This window comes from Mycolicibacterium hippocampi (assembly GCF_010723735.1).
Taxonomy (GTDB): Bacteria; Actinomycetota; Actinomycetes; order Mycobacteriales; family Mycobacteriaceae; genus Mycobacterium; species Mycobacterium hippocampi.
Genome location: NZ_BLLB01000002.1, coordinates 2,356,545 through 2,374,798, shown reverse-complemented (window position 1 = coordinate 2,374,798; position 18,254 = coordinate 2,356,545). Strand labels below are relative to the sequence as shown.

The 18,254-nt window shown below is 62.3% G+C and carries 18 protein-coding genes; 7 read left to right on the top strand and 11 right to left on the bottom strand.

Going from position 1 to position 18,254, the window contains the following annotated elements; translation table 11 throughout:
* Position 1: 1 nt before the first annotated feature.
* The 8 genes from G6N53_RS12580 to styA all read right to left on the bottom strand — a co-directional run bounded on the left by G6N53_RS12580 (position 2) and on the right by styA (position 7,678).
* Complete coding sequence (locus G6N53_RS12580) at positions 2-871, bottom strand: ABC transporter permease (RefSeq protein WP_163888753.1); 870 nt, start codon at positions 869-871, stop codon at positions 2-4.
* A gap of 1 nt (position 872) precedes the next feature.
* The gene (locus G6N53_RS12575) at positions 873-1,670 is read right to left on the bottom strand and encodes an MlaE family ABC transporter permease (RefSeq protein ID WP_163888752.1); all 798 of its coding nucleotides are present in this window, start codon (positions 1,668-1,670) and stop codon (positions 873-875) included.
* 288 nt (positions 1,671-1,958) lie between these two features.
* A complete protein-coding gene (locus G6N53_RS12570; protein WP_163888751.1) occupies positions 1,959-2,738 on the bottom strand; it encodes an ABC transporter permease in 780 nt (259 codons plus the stop codon).
* On the bottom strand, positions 2,735-3,679 hold the full coding sequence (locus G6N53_RS12565; protein WP_163895827.1) for an ABC transporter ATP-binding protein: 945 nt from the start codon (positions 3,677-3,679) through the stop codon (positions 2,735-2,737). Before G6N53_RS12565 ends, G6N53_RS12570 begins: the two co-directional genes overlap by 4 nt.
* 77 nt (positions 3,680-3,756) lie before the next feature.
* Positions 3,757-5,250 carry a phenylacetaldehyde dehydrogenase StyD gene (styD, locus tag G6N53_RS12560; protein ID WP_163888750.1) on the bottom strand — a complete coding sequence of 498 codons (1,494 nt, stop codon included), beginning with the start codon at positions 5,248-5,250 and terminating at the stop codon, positions 3,757-3,759.
* Positions 5,251-5,317: 67 nt separating this feature from the next.
* On the bottom strand, positions 5,318-5,827 hold the full coding sequence (styC, locus tag G6N53_RS12555; protein WP_163888749.1) for a styrene-oxide isomerase StyC: 510 nt from the start codon (positions 5,825-5,827) through the stop codon (positions 5,318-5,320).
* A gap of 31 nt (positions 5,828-5,858) precedes the next feature.
* Positions 5,859-6,347 carry a styrene monooxygenase NADH-dependent flavin reductase subunit StyB gene (gene styB, locus G6N53_RS12550; RefSeq protein ID WP_237166507.1) on the bottom strand — a complete coding sequence of 163 codons (489 nt, stop codon included), beginning with the start codon at positions 6,345-6,347 and terminating at the stop codon, positions 5,859-5,861.
* Between the two features lie 47 nt (positions 6,348-6,394).
* Positions 6,395-7,678 (bottom strand): styrene monooxygenase subunit StyA, encoded by a 1,284-nt coding sequence (gene styA / locus G6N53_RS12545; RefSeq protein WP_163888748.1) that lies wholly within the window; start codon positions 7,676-7,678, stop codon positions 6,395-6,397.
* Between the two features lie 351 nt (positions 7,679-8,029).
* Between styA and G6N53_RS12540 the strand changes: the two genes are divergently transcribed.
* The 3 genes from G6N53_RS12540 to G6N53_RS12530 all read left to right on the top strand — a co-directional run bounded on the left by G6N53_RS12540 (position 8,030) and on the right by G6N53_RS12530 (position 10,202).
* On the top strand, positions 8,030-9,043 hold the full coding sequence (locus tag G6N53_RS12540; RefSeq protein WP_163888747.1) for an AraC-like ligand-binding domain-containing protein: 1,014 nt from the start codon (positions 8,030-8,032) through the stop codon (positions 9,041-9,043).
* Positions 9,024-9,503 carry a styrene-oxide isomerase StyC gene (gene styC / locus G6N53_RS12535; protein ID WP_163888746.1) on the top strand — a complete coding sequence of 160 codons (480 nt, stop codon included), beginning with the start codon at positions 9,024-9,026 and terminating at the stop codon, positions 9,501-9,503. Before G6N53_RS12540 ends, styC (G6N53_RS12535) begins: the two co-directional genes overlap by 20 nt.
* Positions 9,504-9,905: 402 nt before the next feature.
* The gene (locus tag G6N53_RS12530) at positions 9,906-10,202 is read left to right on the top strand and encodes a hypothetical protein (protein WP_163888745.1); all 297 of its coding nucleotides are present in this window, start codon (positions 9,906-9,908) and stop codon (positions 10,200-10,202) included.
* A 187-nt stretch (positions 10,203-10,389) separates the two neighbouring features.
* Here G6N53_RS12530 and mobF read toward each other — a convergent pair whose 3' ends face one another.
* Positions 10,390-13,188: a MobF family relaxase gene (mobF, locus tag G6N53_RS12525; RefSeq protein ID WP_237166734.1), complete on the bottom strand. Its 2,799-nt coding sequence runs from the start codon at positions 13,186-13,188 to the stop codon at positions 10,390-10,392.
* Between the two features lie 484 nt (positions 13,189-13,672).
* On the opposite strand from mobF, the gene G6N53_RS12520 reads away from it, so the two are divergent.
* The 4 genes from G6N53_RS12520 to G6N53_RS12505 all read left to right on the top strand — a co-directional run bounded on the left by G6N53_RS12520 (position 13,673) and on the right by G6N53_RS12505 (position 15,913).
* Positions 13,673-13,861 carry a helix-turn-helix domain-containing protein gene (locus G6N53_RS12520; protein ID WP_205390369.1) on the top strand — a complete coding sequence of 63 codons (189 nt, stop codon included), beginning with the start codon at positions 13,673-13,675 and terminating at the stop codon, positions 13,859-13,861.
* Positions 13,858-15,177 carry a site-specific integrase gene (locus G6N53_RS12515; protein WP_163888743.1) on the top strand — a complete coding sequence of 440 codons (1,320 nt, stop codon included), beginning with the start codon at positions 13,858-13,860 and terminating at the stop codon, positions 15,175-15,177. The genes G6N53_RS12520 and G6N53_RS12515 overlap by 4 nt, the downstream gene beginning before the upstream one ends.
* Before the next feature lie 77 nt (positions 15,178-15,254).
* The gene (locus G6N53_RS12510) at positions 15,255-15,587 is read left to right on the top strand and encodes a type II toxin-antitoxin system RelE/ParE family toxin (protein WP_163895821.1); all 333 of its coding nucleotides are present in this window, start codon (positions 15,255-15,257) and stop codon (positions 15,585-15,587) included.
* Positions 15,584-15,913, top strand: coding sequence for a type II toxin-antitoxin system RelB family anti-toxin (locus G6N53_RS12505; RefSeq protein ID WP_237166506.1), 330 nt, complete (start codon positions 15,584-15,586; stop codon positions 15,911-15,913). The genes G6N53_RS12510 and G6N53_RS12505 overlap by 4 nt, the downstream gene beginning before the upstream one ends.
* A gap of 98 nt (positions 15,914-16,011) precedes the next feature.
* Here G6N53_RS12505 and G6N53_RS12500 read toward each other — a convergent pair whose 3' ends face one another.
* Both G6N53_RS12500 and G6N53_RS12495 read right to left on the bottom strand, forming a co-directional pair.
* Positions 16,012-17,427 carry a response regulator gene (locus G6N53_RS12500; protein ID WP_163888741.1) on the bottom strand — a complete coding sequence of 472 codons (1,416 nt, stop codon included), beginning with the start codon at positions 17,425-17,427 and terminating at the stop codon, positions 16,012-16,014.
* Positions 17,418-18,233, bottom strand: coding sequence for a GHKL domain-containing protein (locus tag G6N53_RS12495; RefSeq protein WP_163888740.1), 816 nt, complete (start codon positions 18,231-18,233; stop codon positions 17,418-17,420). Before G6N53_RS12495 ends, G6N53_RS12500 begins: the two co-directional genes overlap by 10 nt.
* Positions 18,234-18,254: the final 21 nt, after the last annotated feature.

The following is an 18,254-nucleotide window of genomic DNA, read 5'->3' as shown; positions in this document are numbered from 1 at the left end:
TTCACACCGAGAGATTGAAGTTCGGGTCGACGCCGTAGAGCGCCAACGAGCCCAACATGGCAACAACGACTACCGCCACGAGAGAAAACCGCATCGACTGGCCAACCGCTTCCCCGACGCCCACCGGGCCGCCCGCGGCCGTATACCCGTAGAAACAGTGCGTGACCATGACAACGATCGCGATGACCACCGCCATGGCGAACGACCACGCCACGTCCTCGGGCCGCAGGAAGGTGCGGAAGTAGTGGTCGTACGTTCCGCTGGATTGCCCGTAGAAGAGCGTGGTAACGAGTTGCGGCGACAGAAACGCCATCACCATGGCAAGGCCGTAGAGCGGCAGTATGCACACGATTGCTGCGATAATGCGCGTAGACGCGAGGAAAGCGATCGATTTCACGCCCATCACCTCGAGCGCGTCCACTTCTTCGCTGATGCGCATCGCCCCGAGTTCCGCAGTCGCACCGGCTCCCACGGTGGCGGCCAGCGCGATGCCGGTGACCACGGGTGCGGCGATGCGGACGTTGACCAGGGCCGCGAAGAAGCCGGTAAACACCTCCACACCGATGTTTCCCAGCGAGGAGAAACCCTGGATGGCCACCAAGGAGCTACCAGACAACGTCACGAAGGCGACGATCGCGACGGTTCCGCCGACGACGGCCAGAGCTCCGCTACCCATGCCGATTTGCGCAATCAGCCGAACCGTTTCGGCGCGGTACCGTCGCAGAGTGAGCGGGATATCGCCGACGCTCTCAATGGTGAACCACACCATGCGACCAAAGGAATCCGCTATTCGTGCCGGACCCCCTGCGTAGCGATCGATACTTCCCGCTGTTCTCGGGAAGCGAGCGCGTACAACTGCAGCATTCGCCATGTCAGTTCCCCGTTCCGAAACGCACACCGATGGTGGTCAGGATGACGTTCACCGCGTAGAGCGCGATGACGCACAGCACCACCGTCTCATTGACAGCGGTGCCGACACCCTTTGCTCCGCCGGACACCGTCAGCCCGCGATAGCAGCCAACGAGTCCGGCGATCAGCCCGAACGACACCGCTTTGGCCATGGCGATGACGAGTTCGGGCAAGCCGGTGACGAGGGTGAGAGTCGACAGGTAAGCACCAGCGGAAACGTTCTGCAGGTACACGCTGAAGAAGAAACCACCGACCAGGCCGACAATGATCACGAGGCTGTTCAGCAGGCTCGCAACGATCGTCGCCGCGAGAACTCGCGGAACCACGAGACGGCGAATAGGGTCGATACCCATCACCTCCATCGCATCGATCTCCTCGCGGATGGTCCTCGCTCCGAGGTCAGCGCAGATCGCAGTCGAACCCGCCCCCGCGACTACCAGAACTGTGGTGAGCGGACCGAGCTGGGTCACGGCACCGAGGGCGGCGCCGGCACCGGAGATGTCCGCCGCACCGAACTCGGCCAATAGGACGTTCAATGTGAAAGTCAAAAGCACGGTCAGCGGTATGGCCGCCAGAATGGTGGGAAACATGGTGACGCTCAACAGGAACCACGACTGCATGATGAGCTCACGCCACTCGAAAGGTCGCTGGAAAAGGCCCTTCCCCGTCAGCGTGCACATTCGCGCGAACCCACCGACATGTCCGAGGGGTCGACCCAGTTGTGCGCCGACGAAGCCCGCGCGCCGCGATGTGGTTGTCACCGGACGCCCGCTCGTCCGCGAAGCGTGCGCGGTGACATCGTCGTCGGCGAGCTCATCGTTAGTCGCCTCTCTTCGAAACTCGTGCCGTATGCGGCCATGTCGCGTCCGCGTGCAATCGGTCCGTAATCAACTGCCCAGAATCATGTGGCCTACCTGACACTCGGTATGCGACGGAGGCGAACGGCTTCTGAGACGATTACGCCCTGTCACGTTCCAACCGCAAACGCTTTGTACACAACCGAGATTGGCGCCTACATCGGGACCGTCGCAGGGCTCGCGAGCACCGCACTACGTGAAGCGGAACCACCGTTTCGCCAAGCAGCCGGCCGCGATCGTCCAGATCGCCAGCACCAGAAGCGCATGCTCCTGGGACGCTATCGATGTCGACGTCATCCCCGAAGTGAGAGCGCCGGCGGGACTGAAGTCGACCAGCACATCAGCAGGACTCGCTGTCGGAGTATATGTTCCGTTGACGACCATCCCGAGTTGGATCAGCCACAACACATTTGCGAGTGGTAGCACGAGTTCGGCACGAAGCGCGCCGCCCAGTAGTAAACCCAGCGCGGAGAAGCATGAGGCCCCGGCGGCAGCAATAACAGCCATGTTGAAGATCTCAGTCGCTGCCGGCGACCATCCGACGAGGAGTCCGATGGCACCCAGGATGGTCAATTGCGCAGCAATGACGCCAGATACGGCAACTGACTTGCTGACGACGATGGCCCATCGTGGCGCGCAAGTGGCGCCGACGCGCTTCATTGCCCCGTATTTTCGATCGAACGCGATGGCGATTGACTGACCGGTGAATGCGCTAGAGATGATTGCAGCGGCCATGACGGCTGGCACTACTACGGCCGGCCGATCGGCGCCTAGATCGCCTACGGGAAGCAGTATCAGGGCCAAGAGCGCCGTCACGGGAATGATCAGGTTCACAACGATTTGCTCGCCGTTGCGCGCGAATAGCTTGAACTCCAGCCAGCTCAGTCTGATGACAGTTCGTGCGACGGGAACGGCACCCGGCGCTGGGACGAACGTTCCCGGTGCGATGGGCGCGACCGCGGTCGAGGTCATCCGACGCCCAGTTCGCGATGAGTCAGTTCTACGAAGGTCTGTTCGAGCTGACTGCTACGAACGTGCAGTTCCGACAGAAGAACTCGTTCCGCGGCACCCCACGCTGTGACGGCGTCGACGACTGCCGGGGAGATTCGTCCGAGTACCAGATATCGCCCGGGTGTGGACTCCTGGACGGTGTAGCGCGTGCCGAGCGAAGTGTTCAACTCGACGGTGTTCAGCCCACTCGAGGCAGTGAAGATGAGTTGCTCCTGAGCGCCGTGATGAGTCACCTCGGCGGGGCTGCCCTGGGCAATGATCCGGCCGTTGTCGATGATGACCACTTTGTCCGCGATTTGTTCGGCTTCATCGACCGCGTGTGTCGTGAGGACGATTGCGACGCCGTCTGCGCGAAGACGTCGGGTTATGTCCCACACGAGCTGTTGCCCAGCGGGGTCGAGCCCCTCGGTCGGTTCGTCTAGAAACACGACGTCGGGTCGTCCCACGAGAGCGCACGCTAGCGAAAGGCGCTGCCGCTGACCGCCTGAGAGTTGTCGATATTTCGTCCGAACAGCCTCGGCCAAGCCAAGCATGCCTAGCAGCCATTTCGTGTCGAGTGGCTCGGCAGCCGCGCTCGCCGCCAGTTCGAGCATCTCTCCGGTTCGTATGCCCGGATAACCGCCTCCGCCTTGAATCATGACACCGAGGTGAGGGCGTAGGCGGTCCCGGCTCGCCATCGGATCCATGCCCAGGATGCGCACGCGCCCGCTGTCCGGCGCGAGGAACCCCTCGCACATCTCGATCGTGGTGGTCTTGCCAGCACCGTTGGGCCCAAGGAGCGCAACAACTTCACCCGGCCATACCACCAGGTCGACACCATCTACGGCCAACAGACCGCCGAACTGCTTGGAGACGCCCTCGGCAACGAGGATCGGCTGGTGTGACGCACGAATCCCGTTGATTGCCAAGACCTCTCCCCTCGGTCGGTTACGCGCCCACACGGCCGGAAAGCGTACGTCGGCCGTGCGGGCGCGCAGGACTATAGAACGACTGTCACGACCTTCTCCTCGGTATTGGCGAGGATGCCGCTCCAGCCGAGTTCGCGGCCGATGCCGCTGGATTTCATTCCGCCCCAGGGCAGGGCGGGATCGATGGCGGCCCAGCCGTTGACCCATACCGCACCGGCACGTACACGGCGGGCCAGCGAATGGGCTTGCGACACATCATTGGTCCAGATTGTCGCTGCAAGACCGTATTTCGTGTCATTGGCCTGGCGAATCGCGTCGTCGACGTCATCGTATGCGATCACGGTTCCGACGGGCCCGAAGATCTCCTCGCGTGCAATCGTCATGTCGTTGGTCGCATCGGCGAAGATCGTCGGTTGCACGAAATAGCCAGGTCCGTCCGGACGGCCACCACCGGCTGTGACGCGAGCACCTTCACTTCGGCCACGCTGGATATAACCCAGGACCGAATCACGCTGCCGCGCACTCACCAATGCGCCGAGCGTGGTGTCGGGGTCGAACGGGTCGCCCAGCACTTGAGCGGAGGCTGCGGCGCTGAGCGCGTCCACGACATCGGCGTAGAGCGACCTGTGCACGAAGATGCGAGTGCCGGCCGCGCACACCTCACCCTGATTGAAGAACAGGCCCATAGCCGTACCAGCCACCGCTGCTTCGACGTTGGCGTCCGGAAGGATGATCTGCGGTGACTTGCCGCCGAGTTCAAGCGTGACTCGCTTGAACGTGTCCGCCGCCTTCTTCTGGATCAGCCGGCCGATTTCGGGGCTACCTGTGAAGCTAATTTTGTCGACACCCGGATGCTCGACCAACGCGTTGCCTGCAATTGATCCGGCGCCCGGCACGATGTTGACGGTGCCGGCTGGAAGACCTGCCTCCTCTAGAATCAGGCCGAGTGCCAGGATTGAAAGCGGAGCGTCCTCGGCTGGTTTGACGACAAGGGTGTTACCGGCTGCGAGCGCCGGAGCGAGCTTCCACGCTGCGATCATCAGCGGTGTGTTCCACGGGATGATCGCTCCGATGACGCCGACGGGTTCGCGCACCGTGTAGGAGTGGGTGGGGCGGCCCATGTACCCCGCTGTGGGAATCGTCGCTCCGCTGATCTTGTCGGCCCACCCCGCGAAGTGGCGGAAAGTGGCCGCGGCATTGGGGATGTCAAGCACCTGCGGCTGCCCGACGGGTTTCCCGATGTCTAGCGCTTCCAGAATGGCGAGCTTGCCCGCGTCGCGTTCGATGAGATCGGCGATGCGGCTGAGGATCTGGCCGCGAGCACCACCCGAAAGTGCTCCCCAAGCGCCGTCGAGCTGCGCACGTGCCCCGCGTACGGCGGCATCGATGTCCTCCACCGAACCTGCCGCGATGTCGGCTAGGGTTTCCTCATTAGCGGGGTTGAGGTCGGGGAGCGTGGCACCGCCGCTGGCCGGCCGCCATTGTCCGTCCACAAACAGTTCCGTCCGTGTGCCCTCCGGCAGGTGGGCAGTAGCGGATGCCGGCGCGCCGCTGACGATGGTCATTGGTTTCCTTTCGCATCGCTCCAGGCTGGAGCGGATGACTTTGGTGTGGCTACTGGAATGGTTGCGGTCAGGCGACGGTGAGCTTCTCAGGTAACTCGTCGTTGGTGGTCTTCTGTCGGATCAACCTCCAACCGATCATCGCCAGGGCAACCAGCGCTAGGACTCCGAAGACATACGCACCGGCAAGCGCTATCACACCGAAGATGTTGGTCTCGCCGAACTTGTTGTCACCGAAGCTCAGTCCTCGCGTGGGTGCGAAGTTGGCGAAGAAGTAGAAGATGACATTCGACCAACCGTCGAGGATGACAATCCACGCGAGAAGTCTCGCCTTCCTTTCGGGAAAGTCGACTCGGGTGATAACCAGTGCGACCGCGATGACCATCATGCCGTTCAGGGCAGGACCGACATGTGCGCGCGCCCAGCTTTCGGGGGTGCCGGGAATGTTGAAGTGGATGATGTAGCCGGGGACGAGCTCGAATCCGCCCACCAGGTTCATCCAGAGGAACACTCCGGCGACCAGGGTCGAGAAGATCATCAGTACGCCGTGGCCGTACATCTTGCGTTGAAAAGTCAGCATTACGAGGTTCTTTCGTTGAGATGGGACGCTGTCAGGGCGCCAGCAGCGGCTGGTGGTAGTTGCTGGCGAAGAACATGAGCGGTGAGCCGGTCTCCGACTCGCACCGCACGACTCGGGCGATGAACAGCGTGTGATCGTTCACCGGAACCGCGTTGACCACTTCGCACTCGAAGCGAGCGAGGCTTCCGGCGAGCGTCGGTATGCGATGGCCCTCGACGTACTCGGGCGTCCACTCTCCCTCGCGCTTCCCGGTGAAGTAGCGCGAATGTCCCTGCTGCGCCTCACTGAGCACGCTGACGCCGTAGCAACCGCTATCGGAAATCAGTTGGTGTGCTCGGCCGGCTTTGAGGGAGATCATCACCGTGGGCGGATCGAGGCTGATAGAAGTGAAGCTGTTCACGGTGATGCCATGGACGCCCCCTTTTCCGTCCGGCATCGTCACCACGGCGATGCCTGTGGCGAAGAGAGCGACGGAACTGCGGAACTGCGTCGCGTCGGCAACGACCGCGGCCGACGGCACCTCGTCGACAGGAACGGCGGCGGGAGCGGGGGCCACGAGGGCCGCAGTCACGACTGCGCCCCCGCTAGCACGAAAGGGTGACCATCCTCCCCAGGGACGCTGGAGTTCTCGTCAATCCACAGCCTGACTGCATCCGGGTTGGAGAATAGATCCCACTGCTTCTCGGGATAGTTGAAGTTGTCTGTGAACCGATCCGCCAGCCCCCGATTCTGAGATACCGCACCGAGGAATTGCGTGAAAGCGTCAGGCAGGGTGTTCAGCGCGCCGAGCATGAAGTTGGTCCACCGCGTGGCACCGAGCACTCGATTGGCCCGGCGAGCGTCGACCTCCGCGAAGAAACGCTCGTCGAAGAAGTCGGTGGCGACGATTTCCTGACCAACCACATGCGCGGCGTACGACGCCATGTTTCCGCCCTGGCCCAAGACGGGGTCCACCGTCGCGTGCGCGTCGCCGATGAGTAGTGCAGTCTTGCCGTTCGCGAGCTTGACGTGGCCGTGGCGGACCGTCGGCGTGACTGCACCCTGCAGGATGTCCAGCGGGCTGTTGGCGACGTCGAACTCCTCCTCGTTGACTCTGCGAGCGGTGATCGGGTAGTGCGTGCGCAGCTTGTCCAGTACGAGATCCAGGAATGCGCGGGGGTTGTCCTCGTACCGCGTGTGAGTGAGCTGCTCGAGGTCGCTGCCAGGGTGGTTCTCGAAGACCAGCGCCGATGCGTCACCACTGAACGTCACAGTTGGGATTTCGATCATCTCGCCGGCGCCGGGCGAGATACAGAAGCTGACCGCTTTCGTGTCCTGTTGCGCGATGCCCTTAAACAATCCGACGCACAGCTGACGCTGCGGTGACGTGAAGGGTGAACTCTGTTCGTCGCGTGCGAAGAGAGTGCCGAGCCCGCCCTTACCGGTACCGATCACGACGAGGTCGTATGCATCGGAGAGCTGGGGCAGGTCGGCGACACTAATGTCGCCGTATTGGATATGCCCGCCGCGGTCCTGGTAGTCCTTCATCAGCGTCGGCAAGTAGATGCGGTAGTCGACCGCACGGCTGGGCCCGGTGGTGAGGTCCCCGTAGAACTCGATGGGGTTACCTGGCATGCCGATGTAGTAGTAATGGCCAAAGTAGCCGTCTGTTGGCCAATGATTGACGCCGAGTGCGTCCTCACGCTGCACCGTCACCTGGTGGTGGGCCACAGTGTTGAGCAGCCGAACGTGGGGGTAGTCCTCGATTCTCTTGTCAGTGAAGATCGTCGATTCAACGCCCTTGTCCTGCAGATACAGGCCCAGCTGCAGACCGGCGGTGCCGGCTCCGACGATGGCAATGCGCTTGGTCATGAAGAACCCCTTCGTGTTCGCGCGGACGTCAACCCCCGGTCAACGTTGTTGGCATTTGCCCGACCAATTCGGCGACAGAGGTCTCACGCACTCCGCGTACGTGATCCGTGTCACCGAGTATCGGCGTGGTCACCGCAAGGGTCTTGGACTATTGCGAACTGTTGATACGACGGACGCGCCCAACGTCGAAAATCGCAGATTAGCGCCCTGAAATGCATTGATCGTCGATTAACCAACCGACTGTTCGGTTACATTCGCTGTGATGGTGATTACATTTGGCGCTAGAGTGGGGCGTGGTACACACTGCGAGCACCACAACTCCGGTGTTCTCGTGGAAGGAGGTGGTCGGAAGTGACGTCGATCGTCTCGTTTACCGATCTTCCCGCCAAGGACCAGTTCGATTCCTGGAGCGAGACTGTCTCGCAGACTTACGTGCCGCTTGCCGCGACCGCGCACACTGGCGGTCTCCCGTTCGGCGGCGAGTTGGTCAGCCAGAGCGTCGGCTCAACACATATCAGCGAGATCAGCGGCAGCTCGTGTGAAGTCGCCCGGACTGCACAGACGATTCGGCAGAGCGACCCCGGCCTGCTCAAGCTCGGCCTGCAGTTGCGCGGCTACTGCGTGCTCACTCAGGACGGTCGCGAGGCGGCGCTGACCCCCGGTGACTTCGCGCTGTACGACACTCGCCGGCAGTACCAGCTGTCGTTCGACGACACGTTCAAGTGTCTCGTCGTCATGTTCCCGCGCGAGCTCCTGCCGCTGCGCAATGACGAACTCGGTCAATTCACGGCCCGCCGAGTCTCCGGTCGTCAGGGCATTGGGGGTCTCGTCGCTCCGCTGCTTCTCACCATGAGCAAGCAGATGCGCAGTGACGAACTCTCCGCCAACCTCGAGGTGTCGTCGGCGGTCATCAACATGCTGGCGGCGGCCATCACCGAGCAGCTCGGTGTCGAGTCGCGTGTCCCGCCCGAGACGCACCGCGCAGCGTTGATCCTGCGCATCAAGGCGTTCATCGACGCCCGGCTCGAAGATCCCGAGCTGAGTTCGTCGAGAATCGCTGAGGCGCACAACATCTCGTCCCGCTATCTGCAGAAGCTGTTCGAGAGCGAAGGAATGACAGTCACCGACTGGATCCGGAGTCGCCGGTTGGAGCATTGCCGCAGCGACCTGCTTGACCCCCGCTTCGCGGGTACGTCCATCGGTGCTATCGCCGCACGCTGGGGCTTGATCGATTCGTCCTACTTCTCCCGCCTTTTCAAGCTTGCGTACGGAGAAGCCCCCCGCGAGTTCCGCGCCCATGCCCAAATCGCCTCTGGCGCAGTCGATCTGAAATTAAGGAAACCGCATGGAATCGCTTCAGCGTAAGATGGCCGGCCACGGCATCTTGATGATCTTCTCGACCTTGCTCGCGGGGCTAGTGTTGTGGGCGAAGCTGCTCGGCGGGTGGGAAGTCCGCCCCGGCAAGATCGTGAAGTTCAACGTCCCCGGCACGGACGAAGGATGGGCCCGAGCGCATACCGGCCCGGCACTGAACGGCATGATGGTGGTCGCGACCGCGGCGGTAATGCCGATGACCGGGCTTCCGGAGAAGCGCGCGAAGCGACTGGCATGGATCGTCGTCGCCGACGGCTGGGCCAATGTGATCTTCTACTTCGCATCGAACCTGACGAATAATCGAGCGCTGAGCTTCGGCCGCAACCGACACGGTGAGGCCAATCTGTGGTCGACCATCGGGTTGGCGCCGGCCTACCTGTTCGGCGTTCTCGTGACCTACGCGCTACCTGTGATCGGGTGGAAGGCGTTGCGCAACAACCGGCTTCCCTGAGTCTTCGCGTACGGAACCAGTGAGCCGCAACTACGACGGCCGTAACCGAAATGCCCGTGCTGGCCATGATGGCGCGGGGAAGCTCGCATCTCAACATCGGCTCAACCCCACCTACGTTCTTGCGCAACATATCTGCCGATGACATTGGACGCAGTCGACGTGGGCCCCGATGCATCTTGGTAGCGGGTTAACGAACGGAGCCGTCGCGAGCGTCACTGTTGCAAGACATATGACGCTCTGGTGCTACAGGCGTCTGAAGCGCGAGTTGAAGATATTAGAATGACCGAAACTATCGAAGCGGACTCGGAACGATGCCTATTCCTTCGTTCGACTGCATCAGACCTCCACCTGCTACGGCGTGAACTCCACCGAGATGGGCGGACACAGCATCGATCATGGATCATGCCGTCAGACGCCTGGATGTTCAGCCGTTTCGTTGTCGATCCTGGCCGCAAGTTCGAATGCAACGTGCACGCTGACGAGAAGCGCAAGAACGAGTTGACCCGGCCCGTGCCACTGCCCTACAACCACTCCGACTACCTGCGCTGTGCGATCGCCAACGGCGTGAACATGTCCATCTGGCTAACCGAGCCAGCCATCGTCAAGTGGATTAACGAGTCGCGCATCGACCTGTTCAGCCCCATCCTTGATTTCGAGTCCGAGGCGGCATTACCAACATTCAGGCGATGGGTGAGCTGATCCAGCAGGCGGTCCCGAAGATGCAGGCGCTGCTCGACAGCCACATGTAGAGGATAGAGGGAGAAGCCGTTCTCGCCTGATCGGCGACGCTAGGTTGCGGGCCGCAACCGCCGGACACAATGGCAAAGCGCGGAAAGATGAGGAGTCGACGTGCATGAGCGGAGGCGGCTCCAATCCTCGATGGGATTTACAGATCCAGGCTGTGGCCCGTGTCTCGCCCCAGGCTGACACCCTGTTCGCGGACCACACTCCCTTCCCGGGCTTGATGAGTCCGCACCGCCTGCCATGCATCGAAGCTGGCGCATCGGGACGCGAAGGCGTCTGCGCGGCGCTCCACAAACCGCGAGACGCTGTCGGGAGTTGCTGCGGGGTCTGCCTGCGCCGCGACTTCGTGCGCGCTGCGCGGACAATCATCGCGGGCGAGCAGCGATCTCACCAATTGGGCTGCTTCCATCGAGCTTCCGCGGATCAGTGGCACCTGAGTCATTGATTGTTCCTGGCTATCGGCAATCCGTTCGTAGAGATGTGCGGTGTTCGTGTGGCGCCCGCGAGTCATGGCTACGTAGAGCAGGTTTCGAGTGGTGTTTTCGCTGAGGACGGCATGGCTGGTGTCGGCGGTGACGCCTTGGGCGGAGTGCACGGTGACGGCGTAGCCGAGGTTGATGTGCTCGTGTAAATAGTCGCCGGTGAACACTGCGCCGGCTCCGTCATCAAGGCGAACCGCCACGATCCTGTAGTTCTCCTCATCAATCGCGGTGACTCGCCAGCGGTTTCCGTTGCGGACCATCGTCGCGGCGGCTTCGGTGGCCCGCGGGCTTTGGAGAATTGTGATGCTGGGATCGTTGCGGCGGCTGATGATGAGATCGCCGACTCCCACGCGCTGCCCGTTGGCCGCAGTGAGGGTGGGCTCGTCTCTGCCGATCCGTTGTTCATGGAGGCGTCGATTGAGCGCGCGAGTCATTTCGGTGGTGTCGCAGATCAGCACTGCGTCATGGCCTTTGGTGAGGTCGGTCTGGTAGGCGTTGAGGGCGTCGTGGGCCATGGTGACGGCGTCTCCGCAGTGCAGCCGGTCGTGGGTGCGGTACCAGTGCACCGCACGGGCGACGTCGGCGGGATTGCCGTCGCGCAACGCGAGAGACACGGTGCGTTCGTCCGGGTCATGCATCCGCCACACCTCGGACAACTTCTGGGTCCAGGGCAGGTCCTCGCAGAGTTGGGCGAACATGCCGCCGCGGGCTTTGACCGGGGCGAGCTGATGCTCATCCCCCACCAGAACAGTCTTCGCGCCGGCGGCGGTGGTCGCGGTGAGCAGCTGGCGCAGATCGTCAGTGCCCACCATCGCGGCCTCGTCAACGACGACCAACTTCGCCGGACTCAGGTCGAGATGCCTGTCGCGCAGCATCTGTAGTGCTTTGGCGACGGTGTGGCCGGTGTCGCCGACACCCTCACGCATCGCGACATCGACCGCCTTCCCCGTCGGGGCCAGGACCAAGACGTGCCCGTTGAAACGGCGGTGCACCGCCGGCATCAGGGCGCGCATGGTGGTGGTCTTGCCCGCACCCGCCGGGGCGGACAAGGGTTGCACCACCCACGGGGAGCGCCCGATGTTCTCGACGACGCGCCGCTGATCCTCCGACAGCCCAGCGGTGTCTTGCGGCTTGATCCACAGGATGGCGCGCGGCTCCTGCGCATCGACCAGATCGAGCACCGCTTTCTCTTCATTGAGGATCAGATCCAGGGTGAACCGCTCGTGACCCTCCCGCTGATGCGGGGCGCGCACCCCGGACAGGCGCACCGCCACCTGGTCGACCGCGGCCTCGACCACCGCACGCGGCGCTTGTGCGGTGTCCACCGGCAGCTGCGCACCCACGATCTCCACCAAGTCAGCACGCGTGAACGCCGCCTTCTCAATCGTGGCTGCCGCCGCGGCCAAGTGCTCCCGATCAAACAGCGCACGCCCCGATGTGCGCCGCGCCGTGCGCGCCGCACGCGCCGCCTCGAACGCTGCGCGGTCCAGCCGCAGCCCCCGCGCATCCGCCGCCCACTGCTCCTGCAACTGCCCCCACGAGAGCTCTTCCGGCTTGTCGGGCCGGGTGGCTTTCTGCGCGGCTGCCAGCTGCGCCGCCGACACCTGCCCGTCCACAAGGGTGAGGTTTCCGGCCGCCCACTCGCGCAGCGCGGTCGAGCGCCGCGACCACGCGGTAATACTGTCGCGCTCAACCCCGGCCAGCTCCGCCATTCCCGTCGCCGGGTCCACTGGCTCCCACTCGAAAGCCAGCGAGCGGTGCATCTCGCGACGCAGCGTGGCCTGATAGATCACCCCGGCCGCGCGCGCCTCGTGATACAGCGACGTGCCATCAATGGAGACCAGCTGCCCGTCGCCGCGAGCCTGGCGGTTCGGGACGATGACATGGGTGTGCAGGTGCGGATCGCCGCAGCGCGATGTCTCGTGCTGATAGGCGATCGCCACCAATCCCGGCAACCGCACCAAATCCTTCTCCCCAGTAACCGGGTTGTGCACCCGGGTATAGCCGGCATGCGCGCTCAGATACTCCATCGCCTCCGCCAGTGCGGTGGTGTGCGCATCGGCGATCGCCTTGGCGATCACGTCGTCGATTTTCAGCGCGCGGACCAGCGACACACTCTTGGGTGCGCAGAACGTCAGATCAAAACCGTGCACACCGCGCACCCCGAAGGTGCGCCCCCGCGCACCGCTGGGTCCGACGCCGTCATCGAGCCAGCGCGCCACCACCTCCGGGTCGGCCTCACCGCCCGCCCGCTCGTGATCGGTGAGCCCGACGAGTCTGGCGGTCGTATGGGTGTCACCGGCCAGTAGCCACACCGGCGTCCGGGTCTCGTGTTCGGAGTAGTACTCCCCCAGTCCGCCTCCGGCGCGGGCCCGGTCCTTGGTGGCGCGCTCGGCGGCCTGGGCGGTGTCGATGTAGTAGCTGATCGACCACCGCTTCAGCTTCGCGATCGTCAACAACAGAACCACCCACCCGGGATTAGAAGCAGCGGCACTTGCTGCGCCACAACCATTCTCGCACCCCTGTGCAAATGTGCCAATCGCTTTCTTCGGCGGTTTGGGCATGGAGATGCGGTGGAGCGTGGTGGTGTGAGTGTAACGGGGACAGGGTTTTTGGAGTGTGTGAGATGCAGAGGGATGCTGTGGATAGATGGAGACTTGTGGATAGGTGGGGCTGTTTGTGGATTTCTTAGCGTCGGCGTTTCGATCGACGGCTAGGGTCCGCGTAGGTATCCGTAGCGCCGGCCGGAGGTCTGAGTCGGTGCGAAAAGATTGTGCACAGCGTTGTCCCTGGCAGGAATTACAGTCATGTTGAGAGTCCCGATAGCACAGGACGATCAAGGGTCCACGCAGCAGTTCGACGCTGCCGGACAACCAGCACAACCACACAGGTCGCCTGCCACGCAGTGCCGGCGCAATCCCGCTTAGCCCCTTTTGGAGGGTGGTGAATAAATTGGAAGACAACGTATTCAACGAACTCCCGCTCTTGCTCGCCGTGCCGCGCGCCGCGAAACTGTTGGGAATCAGTCGTGCGGCGGCCTACCGACTGGCAGCCTCGGGCGAACTGCCCGTCCGCCGCCTCGGCGGCCGAGTGTACGTCGTGACCTCCGGGCTTCGTGAAATCGCGTCATGAAAGGCTTCGTGACACAGCGTGGGTCGAAGTGGTACTACAAGTTCCGCCTGACGGAGCGTGACCCAGCGACGGGCAAGTACGCGTGGATCTCGAAGGGCGGCTTCGACACCGAGCGCGAAGCGTGGAAGGCCTGTCGTGACGCCATGCGCGACGCCGACCACGGCCGCATCGTCAAACCGTCGGCGCGGACGATTGCTCAATTTCTCAGTGAGTGGTTGACCGCGGTCGAGCCCTCGATCGACGCAACGACGTGGCGGAACTGGAGTGACTATGCGCGGGTGTACGTCGTGCCGCATATCGGCGAGATGCGCCTACAGCAAGTCGACGAACCGACCCTACTGAAGCTGTACGCGAAGCTGCTGGCGGAGGGACGCGTCAAGCGGGACAACAACACCGTGATGTACAAGTACTGGGTGCAGCGGACCTCCCGCGGTGAGGAGCCGACTCCGCGTCAGGTATCGGAGAGTTGCGGGACGTCGATCCACGCGGCGCGTGACGCGGTGCGGCGCTTCCGCTCGGGCGTTGTGCCTAAGCCACTTTCGCCGGGTCTTTCGCCGAAGACCGTGCGCAACGTTCACGCGTTCCTGCATCGAGCTCTCGTGGATGCGGTCAACTGGAAGTACCTGATCGACAATCCCGCCAGCCGCGTGAAGCCGCCGCGCCGCCCACGCACCCGGCGGCAGGTCTGGAACACCGAGGAGATCAGAACCTTCCTGACGTCGGTACGCAACGACCGGTTCGCAGCGCTGTTTCTGCTTGAACTGACCACGGGTATCCGCCGCGGACAAGTGTGCGGGCTCAGATGGTCGGCAGTCGACCTCGACGGTGGCCGGATCAGGGTCCACGACAACCGAGTGGTCGTCGGCGGCCACGCGGTCGACAAAGCCGGCGGCAAGACCCGCAACGCCGACAAAACGATCTCCATCGACCCGACAACGGTGGCGGCGCTACAGCGATGGAAGGAAGCGCAAGACGTCGAGCGCGAGTTCTTCGGAACTGACTATCCATCAACCGATTACGTGTTCACTCAGCAGGACGGTCGGCCGGTGCACCCCGACTCAATTCGGCAGCGGTTCGACCGCCTGGCTGTCGCTGCCGGACTCCCCCGCATCACCTTCCACGATCTGCGCCATTCGTATGCCACCGGCGCCCTGCGCGCCGGTATCAGCCCGAAAATCGTCAGCGAGCGAATCGGCCACGCCAACGTCGGCTTCTTCTTGGAGACCTACGCCCACGTCCTGGAGATCGACGACCGCGAGGCCGCCGAGCAGGCCGCCGCGTTCCTGCTCGGGGATTCCTGGGACGCCGAGGACTGACCGCCCTTATCGGATCGTCCTGCAGGTCTATCCATTAATATAACTCTGAGGTTATAATCGTGTCGACTGCTTGGACGGTGATCCTGCTAGAGGAGGTCGAGCGGTGGTATTTCAGCCTCGATGCCGACGAGATCGCGTCGGTGACCGGAGCCATCGATCTTCTGGAGCTGGAGGGCCCGACGCTCGGCCGGCCGGCAGTCGACAGGGTGAAGGGATCGAAGTTTCACAGCATGAAGGAGCTGCGCCCAGCGGGCACAAGCATCCGGATTCTGTTCATCTTCGATCCTGAGCGACAGGCAATCCTGTTGCTCGGCGGTGACAAGGCAGGAAATTGGAAAGCCTGGTACGACAGGAACATTCCGATCGCAGAGCAGCGATACGAGGACTGGCTCGACATGGGAGGTGAGTGACGATGGCACGCAATTGGCGAGATATCCGCGCCGAGGCGGTCAAGCGTGGCCTCGTCGACTCTTCGCGAGCCGATGCCTCGCGCAAGGGCCTGCACGAGGCAGTCCAGGCCCAGCGCCTTGCCGACATCCGCGAGGCACACGGTCATCGCCAGTCTGACGTCGCTGCCCTGATGGGTGTCTCGCAAGCACGAGTGTCCAAGCTCGAAAGCGGAGACCTTTCGCACACTGAGCTCGGGACGCTCCAGTCGTACATCGCGGCACTTGGCGGGGAGTTGCGAGTTATTGCTGACTTCGGACAGCGCACGATGCGGTTGACCGACAAGTGAGGATGGCTGCCACGAGACGTCGCATGAGAGCAAGGCACATCTAGCGATCGTCTTGCCGGGGTGGCGGGAACGCCTTCGACGCTTAGGACCCAATGCTTCTAGGTCATTGAAAGCGCACCCGCAGCGCGCTTCGCGATCGCCACGACTCTCCCAAGAGTTTCCGCGTCTGCGAGCACATCTGCATAGCGCAGCTGGCGCGCGGCAAAGGCAAGAACAAGTGACCAAAACTCGCGATCACTAGCCCTACATTCCGAAATCCATTCTTGCACAGCCCGAAACCACGCCTCGCAGGCGTGCCCGCGACCGAAATCGGAAGTGCCGAGACTTTCGGTGATGTCTACTGGGCTCGGCCACCGCGCGCCAGCTATTGGAGATTCAGGATGGACGAGTGTCGATAGCAGAATCGTGACGGGATCCAGCAATCCGCTTCCGAAGGTGTTGCTATCAAAGTCGATCAGCACCGCGTCTGTGCCGTCTATCAGAATGTTCCCTGGATGGAGGTCGCCGTGCCTGAGACCGATGGCGGTGGAAGCAGTGATACTGCCGGCAGGAACGGTGATCTCAAAATCAGACAGCCGTTCAGAAATTTCCTCCCAATCGATCAACGAACTGCATATTTCCGCTACCGGCCGCGCTCTCTGCTGGTAATCGACCGCGTGGAGCGCGTCCCACAGCGGCCGCGCCAGGGCGACCGCCTGCGCTGGGTCCCGCGACAGCAAAGACATCAACGAATACGGATTTTCACCTGCAATCTGGAGCACGTTGATGTACCTGCCAGCTATTGGTCCGCCGAGTGTAGCGATCGTTGACGTTGTCGCGCTGCGATGGAGGAGAGCTGGGAGCCCCCCGAGGGGGCTCGATTTCGAGACGCACTTGGCAATTACTGTCGCTAGGAGCCCTTCCTGGCCTCTCAGCACACATTTCCACACTCTTGCCCCGGTTAATCCTCCGCTGAGCGACAAGGCTGAAACCGACACGGCGTGGTAAGAGAATGCAAGCCTTCGCAGCAGGCGCTTGTCCAGTGCAGTCAGCGACTCAGCTGGGTCTTCGGTGGTGATTTCGATGTCGTTGAGTAGCTGAAGCAGCTGCCGAAATTCAATGACGTGCTTTCGGAACTCGAGCGATTGATGCTTCTCAAGAACGGTGATCCGGTCCAGGGCCGGACCACCGTGAGATGGCAGCGACCCACCGCCTTCGAGCGCCTGCTGCAGGTGGGGCACGCTGGCATATCCGGTGAACACGATGAGCCGTGCGTCTGGATACGCAGCGCGAACAGCCCGTAACAGTTCGTCGCCGAGTTCGTCACCCGCGGCGTCACCGAAGTTGACTGGGAGCCGACGGTCTAATACGAAAAGATCGACGAGCTCCGTGGAACTTTGTAAATAATCCAGCACTGGGGCGACGGCGTCGAAATCGCGAACCTCAAATCCGGCCGTCTGCATTTCACGTTTCGATATTTCAAGCTGCTGTTGATCGTCCTCAACGAGGACCGCCAAAGGATTGGTCAATTCCAACGCTCTCCACTGAATGTAAATGACGCAGTCCCGCTCACGCCCTCAAGCGAGACTCTTAAACCCAGACGATCGCCAACAGTCCTGATCAAAGCGAGGCCTCGACCTTGATGTGCTTTCTTGGACGAACTACCAACTGGCACAACGTCATCAAGTGAGAGCCGATCGCCCTTAAACGGGTTCGTCACCCTGACCCAGAAGTCCCGCTCGGTGCATCCCCATGCGATATGAATTTTCGGTTCGTCCTCGACCTCCAGCGCAGCGTCCATAGCGTTCTGGAATATGTTCGACAGCATCAGGGCGAAGAGACCCTCATCCGTATCGATGTCATCGCTGGACGCATCGTTTGCGGGCGAGATCAACACCGAGTCGCGTGTATAGGGCCAGTTCTCGATTAGGACATGCGGCAAGCTCAACCGTTGAATTTTCAAAGGTTCGCTTGCCTTGATCATTGTTACCAGCCCATCAATCCGCCGCTGCAACTTGCGGATCGCATCGTTGGTCATGCTCGTTGCAAACGACGGAATTTCGTCCGCTGCCGCCAGCCGAATCCAACCGACTGGTCCCGACAGTTCATGACGAATCAGTGCTGCGACATCGGCGTGATCCGGGAGTGACGAGCGCTGAGATGTACCGTCAACCCCGGTGTCCACTTCTTCCCGGTCGCCGGCTCCCGACACGGATGCCTTCTGTCTGATTTCCAAGACTTCGATCAACGTTTTCCGCAATCGCGGAACAGTTTCGGCCTGTATCGCCTGAATAAGGTCGCGTGTGCTTATCTGCTGCGGATGCTGCAGTAGCCAAGCCACTGATCGTGCGCGCTCACTCGG